This window comes from Pseudarthrobacter sp. S6 (genome assembly GCF_050156575.1).
In the GTDB taxonomy this organism is placed as follows: Bacteria; Actinomycetota; Actinomycetes; order Actinomycetales; family Micrococcaceae; genus Arthrobacter.
Map to the genome: position 1 here is coordinate 1,151,706 of NZ_CP189581.1, position 17,534 is coordinate 1,169,239.

General features: G+C 64.9%; 24 protein-coding genes, 3 pseudogenes and 1 riboswitch. Of the genes and pseudogenes, 21 read left to right on the top strand and 6 right to left on the bottom strand.

Annotated elements, in window-relative coordinates; genetic code table 11:
• The first annotated feature begins 32 nt into the window (after positions 1 to 32).
• Positions 33 to 179: a hypothetical protein gene (locus ACQCS0_RS05600; RefSeq protein WP_354166342.1), complete on the top strand. Its 147-nt coding sequence runs from the start codon at positions 33 to 35 to the stop codon at positions 177 to 179.
• A gap of 4 nt (positions 180 to 183) precedes the next feature.
• Positions 184 to 600: pseudogene (locus ACQCS0_RS05605) on the top strand (zinc-binding dehydrogenase); the annotation flags it as partial.
• Between the two features lie 137 nt (positions 601 to 737).
• Here ACQCS0_RS05605 and ACQCS0_RS05610 read toward each other — a convergent pair.
• On the bottom strand, positions 738 to 1,628 hold the full coding sequence (locus ACQCS0_RS05610; RefSeq protein WP_426940086.1) for a hypothetical protein: 891 nt from the start codon (positions 1,626 to 1,628) through the stop codon (positions 738 to 740).
• A 412-nt stretch (positions 1,629 to 2,040) separates the two neighbouring features.
• Here ACQCS0_RS05610 and ACQCS0_RS05615 point away from each other — a divergent pair, with 412 nt between their 5' ends.
• The 3 genes from ACQCS0_RS05615 (at position 2,041) to ACQCS0_RS05625 (ending at position 5,385) form a co-directional block, all read left to right on the top strand.
• A complete protein-coding gene (locus ACQCS0_RS05615; protein WP_354154072.1) occupies positions 2,041 to 2,847 on the top strand; it encodes a nuclease-related domain-containing protein in 807 nt (268 codons plus the stop codon).
• A 511-nt stretch (positions 2,848 to 3,358) separates the two neighbouring features.
• Complete coding sequence (locus ACQCS0_RS05620) at positions 3,359 to 4,396, top strand: AAA family ATPase (RefSeq protein WP_354160238.1); 1,038 nt, start codon at positions 3,359 to 3,361, stop codon at positions 4,394 to 4,396.
• Positions 4,397 to 4,488: 92 nt separating this feature from the next.
• Positions 4,489 to 5,385 (top strand): class I SAM-dependent methyltransferase, encoded by an 897-nt coding sequence (locus tag ACQCS0_RS05625; RefSeq protein ID WP_426940087.1) that lies wholly within the window; start codon positions 4,489 to 4,491, stop codon positions 5,383 to 5,385.
• 122 nt (positions 5,386 to 5,507) lie between these two features.
• Here ACQCS0_RS05625 and ACQCS0_RS05630 read toward each other — a convergent pair whose 3' ends face one another.
• Together ACQCS0_RS05630 and ACQCS0_RS05635 are read right to left on the bottom strand one after the other, a co-directional pair.
• A complete protein-coding gene (locus ACQCS0_RS05630; RefSeq protein WP_354154069.1) occupies positions 5,508 to 5,888 on the bottom strand; it encodes a type II toxin-antitoxin system VapC family toxin in 381 nt (126 codons plus the stop codon).
• Between the two features lie 8 nt (positions 5,889 to 5,896).
• Positions 5,897 to 6,163 carry a type II toxin-antitoxin system Phd/YefM family antitoxin gene (locus tag ACQCS0_RS05635; RefSeq protein ID WP_426940088.1) on the bottom strand — a complete coding sequence of 89 codons (267 nt, stop codon included), beginning with the start codon at positions 6,161 to 6,163 and terminating at the stop codon, positions 5,897 to 5,899.
• Between the two features lie 95 nt (positions 6,164 to 6,258).
• On the opposite strand from ACQCS0_RS05635, the gene ACQCS0_RS05640 reads away from it, so the two are divergent.
• From ACQCS0_RS05640 to ACQCS0_RS05665, 6 genes are all read left to right on the top strand, one after another.
• The gene (locus ACQCS0_RS05640) at positions 6,259 to 6,792 is read left to right on the top strand and encodes a hypothetical protein (RefSeq protein ID WP_426940089.1); all 534 of its coding nucleotides are present in this window, start codon (positions 6,259 to 6,261) and stop codon (positions 6,790 to 6,792) included.
• Between the two features lie 5 nt (positions 6,793 to 6,797).
• Entirely contained in the window at positions 6,798 to 8,072 is a 1,275-nt protein-coding gene (locus tag ACQCS0_RS05645) for a S8 family serine peptidase (protein WP_354160143.1), read from the top strand.
• Positions 8,073 to 8,155: 83 nt separating this feature from the next.
• Positions 8,156 to 8,252, top strand: a riboswitch (TPP riboswitch).
• The gene (gene thiM, locus ACQCS0_RS05650) at positions 8,244 to 9,047 is read left to right on the top strand and encodes a hydroxyethylthiazole kinase (protein ID WP_354160141.1); all 804 of its coding nucleotides are present in this window, start codon (positions 8,244 to 8,246) and stop codon (positions 9,045 to 9,047) included. It overlaps the preceding riboswitch by 9 nt.
• A complete protein-coding gene (thiE, locus tag ACQCS0_RS05655) occupies positions 9,044 to 9,724 on the top strand; it encodes a thiamine phosphate synthase (RefSeq protein ID WP_426940090.1) in 681 nt (226 codons plus the stop codon). The genes thiM and thiE overlap by 4 nt, the downstream gene beginning before the upstream one ends.
• A 14-nt stretch (positions 9,725 to 9,738) precedes the next feature.
• Positions 9,739 to 10,503: a 3-oxoacyl-ACP reductase gene (locus ACQCS0_RS05660; protein ID WP_426940091.1), complete on the top strand. Its 765-nt coding sequence runs from the start codon at positions 9,739 to 9,741 to the stop codon at positions 10,501 to 10,503.
• Between the two features lie 15 nt (positions 10,504 to 10,518).
• Positions 10,519 to 11,850 carry an LLM class flavin-dependent oxidoreductase gene (locus ACQCS0_RS05665; RefSeq protein ID WP_426940092.1) on the top strand — a complete coding sequence of 444 codons (1,332 nt, stop codon included), beginning with the start codon at positions 10,519 to 10,521 and terminating at the stop codon, positions 11,848 to 11,850.
• Positions 11,851 to 11,967: 117 nt separating this feature from the next.
• Here the strand turns inward: ACQCS0_RS05665 and ACQCS0_RS05670 are convergent, their stop codons facing one another.
• A complete protein-coding gene (locus ACQCS0_RS05670; RefSeq protein WP_426940093.1) occupies positions 11,968 to 12,114 on the bottom strand; it encodes a hypothetical protein in 147 nt (48 codons plus the stop codon).
• Between ACQCS0_RS05670 and ACQCS0_RS05675 the strand changes: the two genes are divergently transcribed.
• From ACQCS0_RS05675 to ACQCS0_RS05720, 10 genes and pseudogenes are all read left to right on the top strand, one after another.
• Positions 12,113 to 12,235 carry a hypothetical protein gene (locus tag ACQCS0_RS05675; protein ID WP_426940094.1) on the top strand — a complete coding sequence of 41 codons (123 nt, stop codon included), beginning with the start codon at positions 12,113 to 12,115 and terminating at the stop codon, positions 12,233 to 12,235. The two genes, ACQCS0_RS05670 and ACQCS0_RS05675, sit on opposite strands and share 2 nt — an antisense overlap.
• Before the next feature lie 58 nt (positions 12,236 to 12,293).
• Positions 12,294 to 12,440: pseudogene (locus ACQCS0_RS05680) on the top strand (nucleoside deaminase); the annotation flags it as partial.
• Between the two features lie 84 nt (positions 12,441 to 12,524).
• On the top strand, positions 12,525 to 13,259 hold the full coding sequence (locus ACQCS0_RS05685) for a hypothetical protein (protein ID WP_354154062.1): 735 nt from the start codon (positions 12,525 to 12,527) through the stop codon (positions 13,257 to 13,259).
• Between the two features lie 20 nt (positions 13,260 to 13,279).
• Positions 13,280 to 13,768, top strand: coding sequence for an SRPBCC family protein (locus ACQCS0_RS05690; RefSeq protein WP_354154061.1), 489 nt, complete (start codon positions 13,280 to 13,282; stop codon positions 13,766 to 13,768).
• Between the two features lie 114 nt (positions 13,769 to 13,882).
• Positions 13,883 to 14,098: a hypothetical protein gene (locus ACQCS0_RS05695; protein ID WP_354154060.1), complete on the top strand. Its 216-nt coding sequence runs from the start codon at positions 13,883 to 13,885 to the stop codon at positions 14,096 to 14,098.
• 234 nt (positions 14,099 to 14,332) lie between these two features.
• Entirely contained in the window at positions 14,333 to 15,592 is a 1,260-nt protein-coding gene (locus tag ACQCS0_RS05700; RefSeq protein WP_354154059.1) for a S8 family serine peptidase, read from the top strand.
• Between the two features lie 103 nt (positions 15,593 to 15,695).
• A pseudogene (locus tag ACQCS0_RS05705) lies at positions 15,696 to 15,782 on the top strand (DUF808 family protein); the annotation flags it as partial.
• Positions 15,783 to 15,906: 124 nt separating this feature from the next.
• Positions 15,907 to 16,197, top strand: a complete 291-nt coding sequence (locus tag ACQCS0_RS05710) for a helix-turn-helix transcriptional regulator (protein WP_354154058.1) — start codon at positions 15,907 to 15,909, stop codon at positions 16,195 to 16,197.
• On the top strand, positions 16,194 to 16,541 hold the full coding sequence (locus ACQCS0_RS05715; RefSeq protein ID WP_354154057.1) for a HipA domain-containing protein: 348 nt from the start codon (positions 16,194 to 16,196) through the stop codon (positions 16,539 to 16,541). Before ACQCS0_RS05710 ends, ACQCS0_RS05715 begins: the two co-directional genes overlap by 4 nt.
• An 87-nt stretch (positions 16,542 to 16,628) precedes the next feature.
• Positions 16,629 to 17,108, top strand: a complete 480-nt coding sequence (locus tag ACQCS0_RS05720) for a nucleoside deaminase (protein ID WP_354154056.1) — start codon at positions 16,629 to 16,631, stop codon at positions 17,106 to 17,108.
• A gap of 27 nt (positions 17,109 to 17,135) precedes the next feature.
• On the opposite strand, the gene ACQCS0_RS05725 is transcribed toward ACQCS0_RS05720, so the two are convergent.
• Complete coding sequence (locus ACQCS0_RS05725) at positions 17,136 to 17,327, bottom strand: alanine:cation symporter family protein (protein WP_354154055.1); 192 nt, start codon at positions 17,325 to 17,327, stop codon at positions 17,136 to 17,138.
• A complete protein-coding gene (locus ACQCS0_RS05730) occupies positions 17,327 to 17,461 on the bottom strand; it encodes an alanine:cation symporter family protein (protein ID WP_354154054.1) in 135 nt (44 codons plus the stop codon). The genes ACQCS0_RS05725 and ACQCS0_RS05730 overlap by 1 nt, the downstream gene beginning before the upstream one ends.
• Between the last annotated feature and the right edge of the window lie 73 nt (positions 17,462 to 17,534).

The following is a 17,534-nucleotide window of genomic DNA, read 5'->3' on the forward strand; positions in this document are numbered from 1 at the left end:
CAGGATCACTGTGAAGCGCCCAGGCGCTGTCCATGGGCGTCCCGCCGTCGGGCGTTCCCAACAGCGCCTCCGCCACCCGGATCGCTCACCGCACCATCCGCAGGGTGTCCGCGCTGATGGTGTCCAGCGGCCCGGAGACGTCCAGCACCCCAGCAGCCGGCCGGTTGCCGGGTCCGTGATGGGCTGACGCTGGGCCGCAAGGAGAAAGCGGTTTCCAGCGGCGTGGCGGACCATGTGCTGGACCCCAGCAAGGAGGAGGTCCCGGCGCGGGTGCTGGAACCCACCGGTGGTACCGGCGCGGACGTCGCTTTCGAGTGCGCGGGCGTGAACGCAGTGCTTGACACCATGCTCGACGCCGTCCGGCCGGCGGGCGTGGTGGTCAACGTGTCCATCTGGGGTGCGCCGGCCACGGTGGACATGCAGAAGCTGGTGCTGAAGGAAATCGACCTGCGCGGCACCATCGCCTACGTCCGGGACCATGCTGCCGCCATCAGACTGGTGCAGGAGGGCACGGCGGACCTCAAGCCGTTCATCACCGGAAGGATCGCGCTGGAGGATCTGGTGGAGCAAGGGTTCGACACCCTGATCAGCCACAATTAGACGGCGGTGAAGGTGCTGGTGCACCCCTAGGGGTGTTCCGTGGGTGCCCGGAGGAACTGCACCGACTCAGTTCCGGAGCGCGGCACAGCGAAGCCCCCAGCTGATCAGCCGGGGGCTTCGCGAACTTTCTCTGAGTGTTATTTGGCTGCGACGAATACCTTGTCACCGAGCATGCCCGCACGGACGGCGAGAACGCCTTGACCCGCGGTGGCCGACGGCACTTCAAAGGCCTCATTGCCGGTTGCCGAGCCGTCCTTGTAGAGCGCGTTCGAGCTGATGGGATCCGGTTCTACGACGTTCTTGTCGTAACTGTTCACGGTCCTGCCGTCTGCTGTCACGTATGCGACTGACACGAACGAAGGTGTCTGCCCGTTAACGTCATCGCCGATGTAGGTGACCGAGTAGTTCACGAGGATGTACTCCGAACCCGCGGCTGGCGGGTCGTTGAATCGGTTGGCGGCGACCACAGCGTCCGTGGCGGCGAGGGTGACCGTGTTGACCACAACGCGCCAATCCTTAGATTCAATGACCGAGCCGATCGGGTGTGGGGTTTCGCGGGTCCCGGCTTTGGCTGCGGGAGCTTCCGCTGCCCCACCGTTAGTGGCACCTGCATCGCCGGACGGTGCCACGACTTTGGTGTCGCCGCTGCCGAACGCGTTGCTCGCCGCTGTCCCGACGACTGCAAAGAACACGACGACCCCAACAATCGTTCCTACGATTGACAGGATCAAGGCAGCAATACCCATTCCTTTGGGCTTGTCCCTTTGGAAGAGGGAGACGAGAGCCAGAACGAATGCGATCGGCAACAGTATCCAGCCAACAATGAGGGCACCGGGCATACAGGCGAAGATGAATCCGAGTACTGCTGTGATGAGCGCGATGAGGCCGACGACGTTCAACGGCTTTTTAGCCTTCGCCGACTGAGGCGGGAGGGTCTGCCTTGACGCCTCGTGATCAGCCTGTGCAGGAGATGCGTGGTTGGGCGAAGTCTGCTGTGAGCCCGCCCCAGGGAACTCTGGTGTTGTCATGCCTCAAATATGGCAGACGCAAAAGGTTTTCGGTCTTACGACAATACGTAATCCCAAATATGACGAGCCTGAGTCGCATTCTATTTGTTATTTACAAAGGCACCGTATTGTTGAATCTTTTACTAAAGAACCATTGGGCTGCGTTGACCGCGGGTCCTAAGTTCGCGGAAGGTCTTGCGGTCTGCTGGCGGCATAAAAGAATCGTTACTACGTGACAAGAAAGTGTTGATTAAAACCCGCGAGAGTTTCGGGAGTCGAACTGCTCCTGCGAGGGAAGTCCGGCTGCGCGCGGCACACCGCGAAAAGTTCCCGCCGTAGGTAAGGATTGAGCCATGGCAAAGCGCAAACGCGGCCCGAACGCGGTGACGTACAAGCAGACTGTTTCCGTCCCGGTGATCCAAAGTGCCTCCTCATGAAGCAGATGAGGCTCCGGTACGCCGGAGCCTGCCGGTTGTGCGGCGTGTCTCTTCCGGCCGGGACGGTCGCCATCTACGAAAGCGAGACGAAGACCGTCCGCTGTGTGGAATGTGCCACCGAGCCTCCCGAACTCGGACGACCTGATGACGAGTCATTGTCCCCTGACTTCGGACTAGCCGGATCGTCCGCCCGCCGAGAATACGAGCGCCGAAAGGCGAAGGACGAGGAAAAGCTCCGCGAGAAGTGGGGTCGCTTCGGTGGCCTTGCAGTCGCCCTCTCCGAGGAGCCGCAACACACAAAGTCCTGGGATCGAGGCGCGATCGGTGAGGAACAGCTCGGCGCTCGGCTAAATGCCATGGGCTCGGCCGGCCTAGCTGTCCTCCACGATCGGCGCATCTCCGGATCGAAGGCCAACATCGACCACATCGCCATCACTTCTGGTGGAATCTGGGTTATTGATGCCAAGCGGTACAAGGGCCGGCCTGAACTGAAGATCGACGGTGGCATCCTTCGCCCACGCGTCGAGAAGCTCCTCGTTGGCCGGCGTGACTGCACGAAACTGGTCGACGGGGTGCTCAAACAGGTCGACGTCGTGCGCGACCTCGTCGGGGATGTTCCGATCACCGGGGCGCTGTGCTTCATCGAAGCGGACTGGCCCCTGATCGGGGGCGCGTTCTCGACTCGTGGCGTTCACGTCCTCTGGCCGAAAAGGTTAGCCAAAGTGCTGACAGAGCAATCAGCCGGCGACGTTGATGTGGCACGGATGCGTGAGTCGATAGCGTCGCGGTTCAGGCCTGCGTGACGTGAATCGTCGATGTTGGAAGCCGTTCCGAAGGGGGCTGCGTCCCTTCCCCGGCACAGACGGAAGGCGGCGGCGGGAGGCAAGTGACACCGTCGTTCCATGCTGGGCTGCTACTTCCGGTTCTACGAGAGCACCCACGGCAGGCCCTGCTCCGCAATGCACCATCCGCTGGCGGCGGCGCTCGCCGTTGGTGCGGTGAAGCCCGCTCTGGCACCCGTGGTGCGCGCCGCCGTCGACACCTCCGACCGTCCCTGCCGTGGGCAGACTGTGTGTGACATGCGCGGGCTTTAAGTCGGGTATCCAGGGGTGAAGGGTGCGCGGCGCCGGGTGGTGCTCAGCCTCGGGGATGACTTTGCCCCGCGCCTGGTGGAAACGTTGCTCGGCCGGTTTATAGGGGCACGACGGCCGCGCTCGCTGAGGCGGGTTGGCCGCGTGAGGCTGTGGGCGGACAGCACTGATACTGGTGAAGCCAACCCCTCCGCGGTCGGGAATCGAGGACTACAGTGGATGCATGGCTCCCGGCCGCAAACCGCTCGACGAGCTGCGCGAGACCATCGGCCATCTGGCCGATCAGCTCAAGCTGCCCGGCGGTTCGGAGCGCGTCGACGACCTGGTCGGCGATCTTATCGGTGCGAGGCCCGGGCCGGCCCGGCCATTGTCCGAGGTGCAGGCCGAGCTCGACGCGCTGGTCGGACTGGAGACCGTGAAGGAACAGGTGCGGGCCCTCGTCGCACTGCTCCAGGTCCAGGCACGCCGGAAGGCGCACGGCCTGCCGGAGGTGGCCACATCGCAGCATCTGGTGTTCCTCGGAAACCCGGGCACGGGCAAGACCACCGTGGCGCGGCTCCTGGCCGAGATGTACCGAGCTGTCGGTCTGCTGCAGAAAGGCCACCTGGTCGAGGTGGACCGTTCGGGCCTGGTGGGGCAGTACGTCGGCGCGACTGCCATCAAGACGGACCGGGTGATCCGGCGTGCGCTGGACGGCGTCCTTTTCATCGATGAGGCCTACGCGCTGGCCCCGGAGGACGGCCGGATGGACTTCGGCCCCGAGGCGATCGAGGTCCTGCTCAAGGGGATGGAGGACCACCGCCACCGCCTGGTGGTAATTGTGGCCGGGTACCCGCGGCTGATGGAGTCCTTCTTGCTCTCGAACCCCGGGCTGCGCTCCCGGTTCGCCCGCGAAATCACGTTCCCCGACTACTCCGTCGACGCACTCCAGACGATCTTCCACCAGATGCTGGCCCAGCACGAGTACACGCTGGAGCCGGGCGCGGACCAGATGCTGCGCCGCATCTTCACCGGGCTCCACGCGGGCGAGGACTCCGGCAACGCACGGTTCGCCCGCACGTTGTTCGAGCAGGCGCTCAACCGCCAGGCGCTGCGACTCTCGCTCGACGAGGAACGAAGTCTCGACGCGCTCGATCGTGAGGCCGTCATGACGCTCACCGCGGACGACATCGTCGGGGCCGCGCTGGCCTTGGGCGAGGAGCCGGAACCAGAACCGACTCCGGAACCGGAGCGGCCCCGCTGGTGGCGCTGGCTGGTCTGACCGCATCTGCGGCGGCTGTATGCGGATGGTAAGGATAGTTAATCCCGGCCTGACCCTTCCGACGGTGTCGGGCGCCGCTGTAGTCTCATGACGTGATCGTTCCCGATATATCCCAGAACGCCGTGGCGGTCGCCGATCACTACGACGAGCTCGATCCCATTTATCGCCGAGTGTGGGGCGAGCATGTCCACCACGGGCTATGGGCAACGGGTCGCGAGACGTCCGGCGAGGCCGTCGAGGCGCTGGTCGACACGGTCGCTGATCGGCTGCGCCTTATGCGCGGCGAGGCGTGCGTTGACATCGGCTGCGGCTACGGCACCACCGCAGGGCGGCTCGCGGTGACGCGCGGGGTCCGCGTCACCGGTTTCACGCTGTCCGCCGAGCAGGCCCTCTACGCCGCCGCGCATCCGGTACCGGACGTAGACATCCAGGTCCGCGACTGGCTCGCCAACGGGCTGCCCGACGCGTCGGCCGACGCCGCATGGGCGATTGAGTCGAGCGAGCACATGGTCGATAAGCCCAGGTTCTTCGCCGAGGCGCACCGCGTGCTGTCGCCTGGTGGCCGCTTCGTTGTCTGCGCGTGGCTCGCCGAGTCCGATGCCAGCCGTTGGAAGGTTCGCCACCTGCTCGAGCCGATCTGCCGCGAAGGGCGCCTGCCCTCGATGGGCACGCGCGAGGAGTATGAGGCGATGGCACTGGCGGCTGGCTTTGCGATCACCGGCTATGAGGATGTGAGCCGCCGCGTCGCCCGCACGTGGCCGATCTGCGCCCGACGACTTGTGAGGGTTTTGCTCGTCGATCGCGAGACCCGTCGCCTCGCCCTTGGCGGTCGCAATCGCATCTTCGCTCTGAGCATCCCGCGCCTGATCCTGGCCTACCGCACCGGTGCGATGCGCTATGGGATATTCACGCTGTCGAAGGCTGGGGACAGCGGGGCGCCACACAAACCCGGCACATCAACGCAGCAGAAGCCGGGACTTCCGGCATAGCCGTTACGGCGGCCATAGCGTTCCAGCAGGAGTCCTTCTTCGCCCTGCGCGTCTTGTCGTTGGTGGTTACTGGGCTGCGGGCGGAGGGCATCGTCGAGTAGGAGAACCCCGGGCGGTTGGTGTTAGCCGCCCGGGGTGATCGTATGGAGTCCTGTTTGAGTTGCTGCCCTTACAAGCTCCTTGTCGAAGGCGACGAGGGTCTGCGTTTCAAGTCTGATCGCAGCGGCGAGGTGGATCGCGTCGGCGCTGCGCAATTTACCTGGGAGGGCGGCGGCGTAAAGGAGGTCTGAACGTGTCAGGTCCACGAGGTTGATTGCGTCCAGCACGGCGTTGACCAGTTCCGGCGGCAGGCCGCGGCGGTTGGCGGCACAGTGCAGTTCCGTGTGGAGAAGCATCGAGGCTACGAGCCGCTCACCCCTCTGGACGGCCGATGAGAGAAACTCCGCGGTGGGACCGGACTCCGGTTCCTCGACCACCAGCTTCAAGGCGGCCGAGGTGTCCACATAAACGATCACCGGTCGCCGCGAAGGTCGTCGATCATCTCGGCCGTGCCGACATCAGAGGCCACGCGCTGGAGCAACCGGAAGTCGACGGGGCTTTCCGATGCCTGTCGCACGCTGCCGGACAACAGCAGGCGCCCGAAAGGGGAGGCTGCAGGCGGGATCAACGTAGCCGCAACTTCACCGTTGTTTGTGACATCGATGGTTTCGCCGTTCTTGACCCGTTCCAGGATCTTGCTGCTCTGGTTTCGCAGTTCGCGGTGGGGGATTGTTGTCATGGCCTGCCTCCGTAGCAATCGTAGCATCTGCCGGCCGCGGGCATCCCTCGGCGACCCTCAAGCTGTGTGGTCGGCTCTATCCAGCACCTGTCCGCATGTTCGAGCCCATCAGGCGGGAACGGCGCGCCGTGAACCTAGTCCAGAAGGCGGACACCCGCCGTCGCGCGTTAGAGCTCCAGCCGGAACACCCACAACAGCGCGTCCTCGCGGTCCACCACGATCAGCGCGGTTCCGGTCGGCTCCGGCAGGATGGCAACGTCCGTGGTGTCCACGCCGGCAGCCGCCTGCGCGTCCAACATCTTCCGCGCCGGCACCATCCTCTGCATCACCGCGCCCACCCTGGACTGCTCATCACCGGCCGGTCCCTGCAGGGCGTCTCCAGCGCCGGCTTCGCGCTCGCCTACATTGTCCTCAACGAGAACCTGCAGGCCAGGGTGTTCGGCACGTCCGTGGGCATCATCGCTGCCATCAACGGGGGAGTGGGCGGCTACGTGGGCCAGCTGATGGCCCAGCCCCTGGGCTTCCGGTCCATGTTCGCCGTGGTGCTCGTCCTCACCGCCATCGCAGCCACCTGCATCATCGAAATCACCACGAGGGGTATCCAACCAGTCACTGTTCGCGCAAGATAAGCGCCATGAAAAAACTTATAGTGGCCAGTTTCGCAGCGGCAACGATGGCGCTTGGCGGAATCACCGTGGCGGCCCCGAGCAACGCAGCTCCCGAGTCCTCACACATCGTCGGACAGATCATGGTCAAATTCCGTGACAACGCCGCCGCGCCTGACGTCCTGCGCCAGCATGGCCTGAGCGACGGCGGCGGCATTGGCAGCACGGGCGCCCGCCTCATCAAAGTACCTGCGGGCAAGGAACTGCAGCTCGTCACCGCCTTGAGCCGGAACCCGGCAGTGGAGTACGCCGAGCCGGACCAGCTGGTCACTGCCGCTACCGATGATCCTTTCTTCGGCCGCCAGTATGCCCTGCAGAACAACGGTCAGTCATTCTTCAACAACAACCCGGACTATCTGGTGGAGGTGGCCGCGGGCACACCGGACGCCGACGTGGACGCCGTCGAAGCCTGGACCCGCTCCAAGGGGAGCGGCGTCAGAGTGGCCATCATCGACTCCGGGGTGGCAGTGGACCATGCGGACATTTCAGGCCAGGTGGTTGCGCGGACCAACCTCACCGACAAGCAGATCGTGAATGCTGAGGACTACGACAAATATGGCCACGGCACCCACGTCGCCGGCATCGTCGCCGCCGTCCATAACACCGCCGGTGTGGCCGGTGTGTGCCCGGAGTGCTCCATCCTGGACGTCAAAGTCCTCAACGACTCCGGGACCGGCTCCAGTTCGGCCATTGCCAAGGGCATCGACTGGGCGGTGGAAAATGATGCAAAGGTGATCAACATGAGCCTGGGACAGCGCGTCTCTTCACGCACCCTGGAAGCTGCGGTCAACAAGGCGTGGGAGGCGGGGAGGGTCATCGTTGCCGCTGCCGGGAATGGCGGTACCCAGGCCAAAATTTACCCGGGCGCGTACCCGAACGTCATCGCGGTTGCGGCCACGGACAACAACGACCTGAAGGCATCCTTTTCGACGTACGGCAGGTGGGTGGACGTGGCGGCTCCGGGTGTCAGCGTGTTTTCGACGTTCCCGAATCATGAGTTCACGCTGGGTAGCCAGAACAACCGCGCGAAGGGTTACGACATTGCCAGCGGAACCTCCATGGCTTCGCCTATCGTGGCCGCAGTTGCCGCGCTGGTGTGGATTACGCCCGCAGGCACGTCAAACACGACAGTCCGCAAACAGGTGGAATCCTCTGCCAAACCCATAGCCGGCACAGGCAGCTACTGGGTGCATGGCCGGGTGGACGCTTGCAAAGAGGTTGGGTGTGTGAAGCCAGGGCCGTAACGGGCGCTGTTGTTGATGACGATAGCAAGGCCCGCGTGCCGGCCGGACATTTTTCCACTGTCCACCAGAGAGTAGAGTTGTGCGTTAGTGACACGGGGTGCCCTGCTGGTAGGGGCTGAGAGAACACCCGTTGAACCTGATCTAGTTCGGACTAGCGAAGGGATGTCGCGGATGACTATTCGCCTGACGCCTAACCATGCTTGGACCATGCTCGAACGTGTCCGGGAAACCACGCCGCTGATCCAGTGCCTGACCAACACGGTGGTGACGAATTTCACCGCCAATGTGCTGCTTGCCCTAGGCGCGGCACCGGCGATGGTTGATGTCCCTGCTGAGGCAGGGCCGTTCGCACGGGTTGCGTCCGGAGTGTTGGTGAACGTCGGCACTCCGCATGAAGAACAGCAGGCCGGCATGCGCGAGGCGGTGCACGCCGCCACGGAGGCCGGGACACCTTGGGTCCTGGACCCAGTGGCTGTCGGCGTTCTGCCGGTCCGCACGGCCCTCGCCGCCGAGCTGCTGAATTACCGGCCGACGGCGGTGCGCGGCAACGCGTCGGAGGTCTTGGCGCTTGCCGGCGAAGGTCAGGGCGGACGCGGCGTCGACGCCGTGGACGGGCCCGAAGCCGCGCTTAAAGCGGCCAGCGGCCTTGCCCGCCGCTACGGCTCCGTCCTTGCGGTCTCTGGCCCCACAGATGTCATCACGGACGGCACGGACGTCATCCGGATCAGCAACGGCCACCCGTATCTGACCCAGGTCACCGGGGGAGGCTGCGCCCTGGGTGCGGTCACCGTCGCTTTCCTCGCCGTCGACGACGATCCGCTGGCTGCTGCTGCGGCGGCCACCGCCGTCTACACTGTGGCAGCAGACATGGCAGCTGACGGCGCCCGCGGCCCGGGCAGCTTTGCCGTCGCATTCCTTGACGCTCTGGCAGGTATTGACGCTCGAACGTTCACCTCCCGCGTGGTCATTTCATGACCGGTGGGGACTGGGCGCCCGGACGTATTGAGGGCATCTACTTGGTGACCGACACCCAGCTGTGCGGTTCGCGGGGAGTGGTGGAGACCGTCCGCGCGGCGGTGGCCGGTGGCGTTCGGGTAGTCCAAATCCGCGAGAAAACCGCCAGCACCGCTGATCTGTACCAGCTGGTCCTGCAGACCGCGGACGCCGTCGGGCACGCGGCTACGGTGCTGGTGGATGACCGGATCGACGTGTTCCTTGCCGCCCGCGCGGAAGGGGCCGCCGTGCATGGAGTCCATGTTGGGCAAAGCGATCTTCCCGTGGAACGGGTCCGGGCACTGGTAGGCCCGGACGCCGTCGTCGGACTAACGGCGAACACCCCAGGCCACCTGGAAGTGCTGCATGCCCTGCCGCCGGGGACGGTGGACTACCTGGGGGTAGGGGTCATCCGGCCGACCGCCACAAAGCCGGACCACCCGGCGCCGCTGGGCGTTGACGGATTCGGGCGGATCGCGGCCGCCACGCCCCTGCCCTGCGTAGCGATTGGCGGGATCGAATCCCCTGACGTTGATGCGCTGCGTGCTGCCGGAGCGGCGGGCATAGCAGTGGTCTCTGCCATCTGCGCCTCTGATGATCCAGAGCGCAGCGCCGAAGAACTTGTGGCCCAGTGGGGCCGTCAGAACACCAACCGATAGAAAGCGGAAAAACCATGCAAATCCCAGAACAGCTCGTCCTCGTTACCGGCGGCGGACGCGGCCTCGGCCACAGCATCGTCCAGGCCTTTGCCGAGCAAGATGCCCGGGTTGTCATCAATTACCGCAACAGCGCCGAGGAGAGCGAAGCCCTGGCAGCAAAGTACGGTCCCGGCCAGGCTGTGGCCCTGCAAGCGGACGTGACCGACGCCGACCAGGTGGCCGCTATGCTCACCGACGCCCAGGAACATTTCGGCAGCCCCGTCACCACCGTGGTCAACAACGCCCTGGCCGACTTCTCCTTCAATGGCGACGCCCGTTCCTCCGCGGCCGGCATCACTTGGCCGGAATTCGAAGCCCAGTTTTCCGGCAGCGTCCGCGGCGCGCTCAACACCACCCAGCAGGCCCTGCCGGGCATGCTGCAGAACGGGTTCGGCCGGATCATCAACATCGGCACCAACCTGTTCCAGAACCCGGTGGTTCCCTACCACGACTACACCGCCGCGAAGGCCGCGCTGCTGGCCTTGACCCGGACCATGGCCGCGGACCTGGGCCAGCACAACGTCTCGGTGAACATGGTCTCCGGCGGGTTGCTTCGCACCACCGACGCCAGCGCCGCCACACCCGAGGAAGTCTTCGACTACATCGCCGCCGCCACGCCCCTGCGCAAGGTCACCACGCCGTCCAGCTTTGCTGACGCCATCCTCTTCTTCGCCTCCCCGTGGGCACGCTCCGTCACCGGCCAGAACCTGGTGGTCGACGGCGGCCTGGTCATGAACTAGCGGAAAGGGACGGCCATGCAGGACACGGACGGAACCCAGCGCCAACTCCATTTCAACGCCTTCCTTTTCGGCTGCGGCCACCACGGGGCCGCCTGGCGGAGGCCGGACTCGCCGGTCGAGCGGCTTAGCGACATTGCCTTTTATGAGCAGCTGGCGCAAAGCGCCGAACGTGGACTCTTCGATGCGGTGTTTTTCGCCGACGGCCACAGCGTGGGCGATCCGGACCAGGGACCGAGGTGGTTCCTTGAACCGCTGACCGCCCTGGCCGCCATGGCGCGTGCCACCAGCAAGATAGGTCTGGTCAGCACCGTATCCAGCACCTTCTACACGCCCTTCCACGCCGCGAGGATGTTGGCATCCCTCGACCACATCAGCGGTGGGCGGATGGGCTGGAACGTGGTGACGTCTATGTTCGACGCCGAAGCGCGCAACCACGGGCTGGACGCGATGCCCAGCCACGGGGAACGGTATGCGCGGGCGGCCGAATTCATCGACGTGGCGGTGCGGCTCTGGGATTCATGGGCTGATGATGCGCTGGTGATGGACCGCGCCGGCGTTTACGCTGACCCGGACAAGCTTCAGCCACTGCATCATGTAGGAAGTCATTTCCGTGTTGAGGGCTCGCTGACGGTACCCCGGCCGCCCCAGGGCCGGCCAGTGCTGTTCCAGGCAGGCGCCTCGGAACAGGGACGCGATCTGGCAGGCCAGTATGCCGAGGGGATCTACGCCGTGGCGTATGACCTGCCCTCCGCGCAGGACTACTACGCCGACATGAAAAGGCGAATTGCGCTGGCCGGTCGAAACCCCGACAACGTGGCGATCATGCCCGGCCTGGTCACCTACATTGGTGCTACCGAGGCGGAGGCCCGCCGCAGGCAGGCCGAGGTGGACGCGCTGCTCCCGGCCGCGCACTCGCTGGCGCAGCTCGGCACCTTCATCGGCCAGGACTGCAGCGGGTGGGAGCTGGATGCCCCAGTGCCGTCCCTGCCGCCAGCCAGTGAGTTCACCGGACCGCAGGGGCGCTACACAACCATCCTGCGGATCATCGAAGCGGAAAAGCCCACGGTGCGGCAACTGCTGGGCCGGCTGGCCGCCGGCGGGGGACACTGCACCATGGTGGGAACACCGGAGCAGATCGCCGACCAGATCGAGCTGTGGTTTTCATCAGGTGCCGCCGACGGCTTCAACCTGATGCCACCACTGCTGCCGGAGTCCCTGGACGAGTTCGTGGACCAAGTGATCCCTGTCCTGCAGCGCCGGGGTCTCTTCCGCAGCCGCTACACCGCGGGAACACTGCGCGGACACCTGGGCCTTGAACGGCCCGCCGCCGTCGGCCGGCGGGGCTGAGGATCACTTGGGGCCGACCTTACATCGCCCGCCAAAGGGCTACGTCTACCCAACCAGCACGTCGTTCGCGATGCTGTTAATGCCGGACTTGGTGATCAGTCGAGGACGCAGCGGTTGCTACCTGATTGCGTTCAGGATGCGTAGGCGGCGTGCCTCAAATAATTCCAGGCTGTCCAGGCTGTCCAGGCTGTCCAGGCGGTAACGCTTGTACGTGGGCACGTCGGAGGGCAGCACCGGCAGGCTGGCGCAGAGCAGCCAGATCATGGTGGACAAGCTGACGACGGGACGGCGCGCTAACCTCGGCCAGCGAATAGGCAGAATCGATTCCGCAACCATGGTTGCTGTGGAGCAGTCGCTCGCCGTCTTCCTCGGCCTGGCACGCTGACGGAGGTCGACGGCGGCAGGTGGTCCCGCCGTCGTCGTTCCATCCGTTGCTGCTGGCGGAGGCGCGCACGTTCGACGGCGAACTGGGGCTCCTGCGTTCGCGCGGCGTTGAGGTGGTGGTCCTGGACGATCAGCGGTGCGTGGACATGATGCGCACCTTCCAGGCCGACAACCCGGAGCTGTGGGCGGAGGACATTGCTGAATAGGCCCCGGGCCTGTTCTCGAGGCCATCTGACGATGTTGGCGCGGCCGATTGGACGTACGTCACCAGCCGGTGTAAGGGTGGACAGATGAATGCCGACATCAACTTCTATTTCGACCCGGTCTGCCCTTTCGCCTGGATGACCAGCAAATGGGTGCGGCAGGTGCAGGCCCAGCGTGACTACACCGTGGACTGGCGGTTCATCTCCTTGCGCCAGGTCAATGCCGATATTGACTATGACGCCCATTTTCCGCCCGAGTACGAAGCCGGACACACCGCCGGGCTCCGGCTTCTGCGGGTGGCGGCCAAGGCACGTGCGGAGCACGGCCGTGAGTCAATCGCCCGGTTGTACAAGGCATGCGGCACACACATCTTCGAAACCGCCCCGGACACGGACCAGGGCACCGAGGAAGAGGTGCGCGAGCGGCGCGGCACGCGTGAGTTTGTGGAGCCGGTCCTCGCCGAGGCCGGTTTGCCCCTGGAGCTCGCGGAAGCTCTCGACGACGAGTCCTGGGACCTCGAAATTCGGCAAGAAACGGATGAGGCGCTGGCCCTGACCGGTAAGGACGTGGGAACACCCATCATCCACTTTGAGCCACCGGCCGGCGTGGCCTTCTTCGGCCCGGTGATCAGCCGGCTGCCGGACGGGGAGTCGGCCGCCGAGTTGTGGGACCACGTGGTGGGGCTGGCACGCTTCCCTGGATTCGCCGAGCTCAAGCGCAGCCTGCGCGAGCAGCCTCAGCTTCCTGCTTTCGGGGTCGCCGCGGACACCGTCGGTCAGCAGGAGGACTGGCACGGCGGCAGCCGGCGGCAGAAGAAGTGAGCGGTTGTAAGGATGGACCCATGCATCAGACCAGCATCCGCCAGTACCAGGAGTCCATTACGGTCCAGGCGTCAGCCGAGACCCTCTACGACCTGGTCTCGGACATCACCCGCACCGGCGAGTGGAGCCCCGTCTGTACATCGTGCTGGTGGGACGACGAGGAAACGGCAGGCCAGCCCGGGGCCTGGTTCACCGGGCGCAATGAGCTGCCGCAGCGGACCTGGGAGACCCGGTCGCAGGTAGTGGCCGCGGAGCGCGGCCGCGAGTTCGCCTGGGTGGTAGGCGGCAGGTTGGTCCGCTGGGGCTTCACTATGACCCCTGTAGATGCCGCGACGACGCTGACCGAGTCGTGGGAATTCCTGCCGGACGGGGTAGCCATGTTCGAGGAAAAGTTCGGCGACGGGGCTTCCGACCAGATCGCCGACCGCACCCAGCAGGCGCTCGACGGCATCCCGAAAACGCTCGCAGCTATCAAGCGGATCGCAGAATCTATCGCTGCGAACGGGTAGGCCTGGTTCTGGGACGGGAGAAGCTGCATCACTGAAAGGTGACCGGTTCAGGGAGCGACCACGAGGTCCGCCGTCTGGAAGGGGCCGTATTCGGTGGGGCGTGCGATGAAGGCCGTGGCCAGTCCTACTTCCCGGGCAGCGTGCAGGTCGCTGTTGTGGGCCGATCGCGGGACCTGCCGCGTCGCCCTGGGCGCGGGCAACCGTGGCACCTTCCTGGGCATTCCCCGCCTGATCCTGGCCTACCGCACCGGTGCGATGCGCTACGGGATCTTCACGCTGTCCAAGGCCGGGGAACACGGGGCGGCAGGGGAGGGTAGCAACCAGCGCTGACGGAGGACGACGTCGGCGGGCTGTCCCGCCGTCGTAATCTCTTGCCCACTCACTTATTGCATCGTCTGCGGACGCCGCTCACCTCCCCTTGTTGAAGTTCCCCAGGACTTCCCCCACGTAGGCGGCACGGGCCGCGTCTCCAGGTGCGGCAGAACGGACCAAGCCGGCAGCCGCAGGGGTTTCAGGGGGCTTTTACCCCTACCCAGCAGCAACGGGCAGGGGCAAGATGACCCTATGAAAAAACTGCTTATGGCCGGCCTCGCCGCGATGATCCTGGTGCTTGGCACCATTACCAGTGCCGTCCCGGGCGCTGCGGCGGCAGCCCCTTCAGGCGCCGCGGGGCACATCATCGTCAAATTCCGCGACGGCGGTGCCGCCGCGGGTGTGCTGCGCCAGCACGGCCTGGGTGAAGGGCCCGGCGTCGGCAGTACCGGCGCCCACCTGATCACGGTGCCGGGAGGCAACGAACAGCAGCTCATCGACGCCTTGAGCCGGAACCCGGCGGTTGAATATGCTGAGCCGGACCACCAGGTCACCGCCTTGTCAACGGACCAGTACTTCCCCCGGCAGTACGCGCTCCAGAACGACGGGCAGGCGTTCACCAACACCAAGGGCGACATCCAGGTAGCCGCAGGTACTCCGGATGCCGATGTGGACGCCGTCGAAGCGTGGACCGTCACCACCGGCGCCGGCATCAAAGTTGCCGTCCTCGATTCGGGCGTCGACGGCAACCACGAAGACATCTCCTCGCAGGTTGTTGCCCGAGCCAACTTCAGCAGCTCAGCAACCAGGAGCGGCGACGTTGTGGCAGAAGACTATTACGGGCACGGCACCCACATGGCCGGCACCGTCGCTGCCATTTACAACAACTCCAAGGGCGTGGCGGGGGTATGCCCTGGCTGCAGCATCCTGGCTGGCAAGGTGCTCAACGACAGTGGGGTCGGCTCCAGTTCAAGCCTCGCCAACGGTATCAACTGGGCGGTCAGCAACGGCGCGAAGGTCATTAACATGAGTCTCGGTGTGCGGGCATCGCGCACCCTCGAAACTGCGGTCAACAACGCGTGGAGCAAAGGCGTGGTGCTGGTTGCCGCAGCAGGCAACGGCGGCAACCAGACGAAGATCTACCCGGGCGCATACCCGAACGTCATTGCCGTCGCCGCCACGGACAACAACGACCTGAAGGCATCGTTCTCAACCTACGGAGCCAGCTGGGTGGACATCGCAGCACCCGGAGTCAACGTGTACTCGACCTTCCCGAACCACGATTTCGCGCTGGCCGCGCCCAACAACCGGTCGTTGAATTACGACGTCGGCAACGGCACCTCGGTGTCCTCGGCCATCGTCGCTGCCACTGCCGCGCTCGCGTGGAGCACCAACCCTGGTGCCGGCAGTTCGGCAATCCGCGCCAAGGTTGAGTCAACCGCGGACAAAATTGGCGGCACCGGCACTTTCTGGGCAAATGGCCGGGTGAACGCGTTCAACGCCGTCAAGTAGTTCCACATGTAGTCCACGTGCGGCGGAGACCGTCGCGGCGGAGGCACCGGCCGCCGTCGACCTCTGCCCCCACCGTACAATCTGAGCATCCTGGTCATCGGGGGCTCTGGTGATCACCGTGCTCGTGTACGGTGCCGTCGCACTCATCGTCAAGATGGACGACGTCGGCCTGCACCTGACCACCAAGGAACCCCGCGTACGGAGCGATCGGGAAGTGCTCCGAGAATGCGTCCGCCGAGAAATTATGGTCACTTAAATAATCACTAAAGCACTTAGTGGTCATGTTTATGACCTTTATTGGTTGGATCCGAAATGTGGCCACGAAGAGAACGTCCCTGAAGACGCAGCGGACTGCGCGCACAATCGGCGAGCAGCTGGTTACCTGGCGAAAACTACTCGGCCTCACCGCCGAGCAGGTGGCCGACCGCGCCGGGCTCAGTCGCAACACGCTCCGCAAGCTCGAACATGGCGAGCTCGGAGTCGGTTTCGAGGCCTTCCTCGACGTGGCGCGGGTCCTCGGCCTCGGAGATCAGCTCAACGTCGCCTTCGACCCCTACGAGAGCGACTTCGGCTGTTCCGGAGGATTGCCTTCAATATCGCGGTGAACAATACAGGTGACCATCTTCGGAACCATGGCTTCCTCCGCGGGTGCAGTGGCTGGCGGTTTTCGCCGGCGTTCGACGTCAACCCGAATCCGGATATGGCGGCGGAGCGCAGCACCGCCGTTGACGGAGCTACCAGCCGGGAGGACGCCATGGCTGCACTCCTCGATTCGGCTGAATACTTCGTTCAACCCAGCCAACGGGATACGATCCTCGCCTCCGTGCGGAAGGCGTTGGGCGCTTGGCGGCAGGCGGCAGATGCCTGCGGGATACCTCGAACCGAGTTGGAGCTTTTTGCGCCGCTGTTCGACAACCCACCGCGGCGTTTGGGCTCTCAGACAGAGTGAACTCCTGAGATCGTCCGGTAGCTACTTTCTCCTGCTCAGGGCTTGCGGGCCAAGGCAGCGGGCATCGGCCCATGCGAGAATGGCGCCATGAGCCACGAGCAGCACGAATCCGCCGCGACGGAACCGGACCGCACCGCCCACTCGGCATTCGAAGCCGCCTACCAGGCCGCCCAGAAGAGCCTCAGCGAAGGCGGCATCCCCATCGGAGCGGCGCTGGCCCGTGACGGCGTGGTCATCGCAAGCGGCCACAACGAACGGGTCCAGAACGCCGATCCGATCGCGCACGGTGAAATGTCCGCCCTCCGCGCCGCCGGCCGGCAGAGGAGCTACCGGGACACCACGCTCTACACCACCCTGGCCCCGTGTGCCATGTGCGCCGGAACCATCATCCAGTTCAAAATCCCCCGCGTGGTGGTGGGGGAAGCAGACACGTTCGACGGCGAACTTGAGCTTCTGCGCTCACGTGGCGTTGAGGTGGTGGTCCTGGATGACCGGCGTTGCGTGGACATGATGCGCACCTTCCAGGCTGACTGCCCGGAGCTGTGGTCGGAGGACATCGCCGAGTAGGCCTGGCCGTGCACGGTGCACTTCGCACTAGTTCCGCGCCGGTTCCTTCTCGCGCTCGGCCGTCTTGTAGGACTCCCAGAAGGTGGCTCCCACGATGTCGAGGGGCCGCGGATCGAACACCGGGTCGAGGCCAAGCTTCTGCTGCGCCTCGAAGTCCTTGAGTGCTTTGAACGCGGGTTTCTGCAGGATCAGGATGCCCACAATGTTCAGCCAGGCCATCAGGCCCACGCTGACCTTGACGCCCGGAATGAGCTTGCTCGAGGAGGTGCCACCAGGAAGCGCAGGTTGGTTTCGGCCATGTAGTAGTAGACGAAGACCGTGGTCAGGCAGAAGAAGATCAGTGTGATGGCCATGAACGCCAGTTTCCGAAGTCGTTTGCACAGAATATCCGAAGCCATCTGCGCTGGCTCCTCAACCCATTCCGCT

Excerpts from the sequence above, each read along its gene's own strand:
- ACQCS0_RS05725 (WP_354154055.1), bottom strand. The coding sequence starts at position 17,327 with ATGGCCTGGCTGAACATTGTGGGCATCCTGATCCTGCAGAAACCCGCG.
- ACQCS0_RS05615 (WP_354154072.1), top strand. The coding sequence starts at position 2,041 with ATGAAGCAGATGAGGCTCCGGTACGCCGGAGCCTGCCGGTTGTGCGGC.
- ACQCS0_RS05640 (WP_426940089.1), top strand. The coding sequence starts at position 6,259 with ATGTTCGAGCCCATCAGGCGGGAACGGCGCGCCGTGAACCTAGTCCAG.
- thiE (WP_426940090.1), top strand. The coding sequence starts at position 9,044 with ATGACCGGTGGGGACTGGGCGCCCGGACGTATTGAGGGCATCTACTTG.
- ACQCS0_RS05645 (WP_354160143.1), top strand. The coding sequence starts at position 6,798 with ATGAAAAAACTTATAGTGGCCAGTTTCGCAGCGGCAACGATGGCGCTT.
- ACQCS0_RS05690 (WP_354154061.1), top strand. The coding sequence starts at position 13,280 with ATGCATCAGACCAGCATCCGCCAGTACCAGGAGTCCATTACGGTCCAG.
- ACQCS0_RS05685 (WP_354154062.1), top strand. The coding sequence starts at position 12,525 with ATGAATGCCGACATCAACTTCTATTTCGACCCGGTCTGCCCTTTCGCC.
- ACQCS0_RS05675 (WP_426940094.1), top strand. The coding sequence starts at position 12,113 with ATGGTGGACAAGCTGACGACGGGACGGCGCGCTAACCTCGGCCAGCGA.
- ACQCS0_RS05660 (WP_426940091.1), top strand. The coding sequence starts at position 9,739 with ATGCAAATCCCAGAACAGCTCGTCCTCGTTACCGGCGGCGGACGCGGC.
- ACQCS0_RS05600 (WP_354166342.1), top strand. The coding sequence starts at position 33 with ATGGGCGTCCCGCCGTCGGGCGTTCCCAACAGCGCCTCCGCCACCCGG.
- ACQCS0_RS05730 (WP_354154054.1), bottom strand. The coding sequence starts at position 17,461 with ATGGCCATCACACTGATCTTCTTCTGCCTGACCACGGTCTTCGTCTAC.
- ACQCS0_RS05610 (WP_426940086.1), bottom strand. The coding sequence starts at position 1,628 with ATGACAACACCAGAGTTCCCTGGGGCGGGCTCACAGCAGACTTCGCCC.
- ACQCS0_RS05670 (WP_426940093.1), bottom strand. The coding sequence starts at position 12,114 with ATGATCTGGCTGCTCTGCGCCAGCCTGCCGGTGCTGCCCTCCGACGTG.
- ACQCS0_RS05700 (WP_354154059.1), top strand. The coding sequence starts at position 14,333 with ATGAAAAAACTGCTTATGGCCGGCCTCGCCGCGATGATCCTGGTGCTT.
- ACQCS0_RS05635 (WP_426940088.1), bottom strand. The coding sequence starts at position 6,163 with ATGACAACAATCCCCCACCGCGAACTGCGAAACCAGAGCAGCAAGATC.
- ACQCS0_RS05665 (WP_426940092.1), top strand. The coding sequence starts at position 10,519 with ATGCAGGACACGGACGGAACCCAGCGCCAACTCCATTTCAACGCCTTC.
- ACQCS0_RS05720 (WP_354154056.1), top strand. The coding sequence starts at position 16,629 with ATGAGCCACGAGCAGCACGAATCCGCCGCGACGGAACCGGACCGCACC.
- ACQCS0_RS05620 (WP_354160238.1), top strand. The coding sequence starts at position 3,359 with ATGGCTCCCGGCCGCAAACCGCTCGACGAGCTGCGCGAGACCATCGGC.
- thiM (WP_354160141.1), top strand. The coding sequence starts at position 8,244 with ATGACTATTCGCCTGACGCCTAACCATGCTTGGACCATGCTCGAACGT.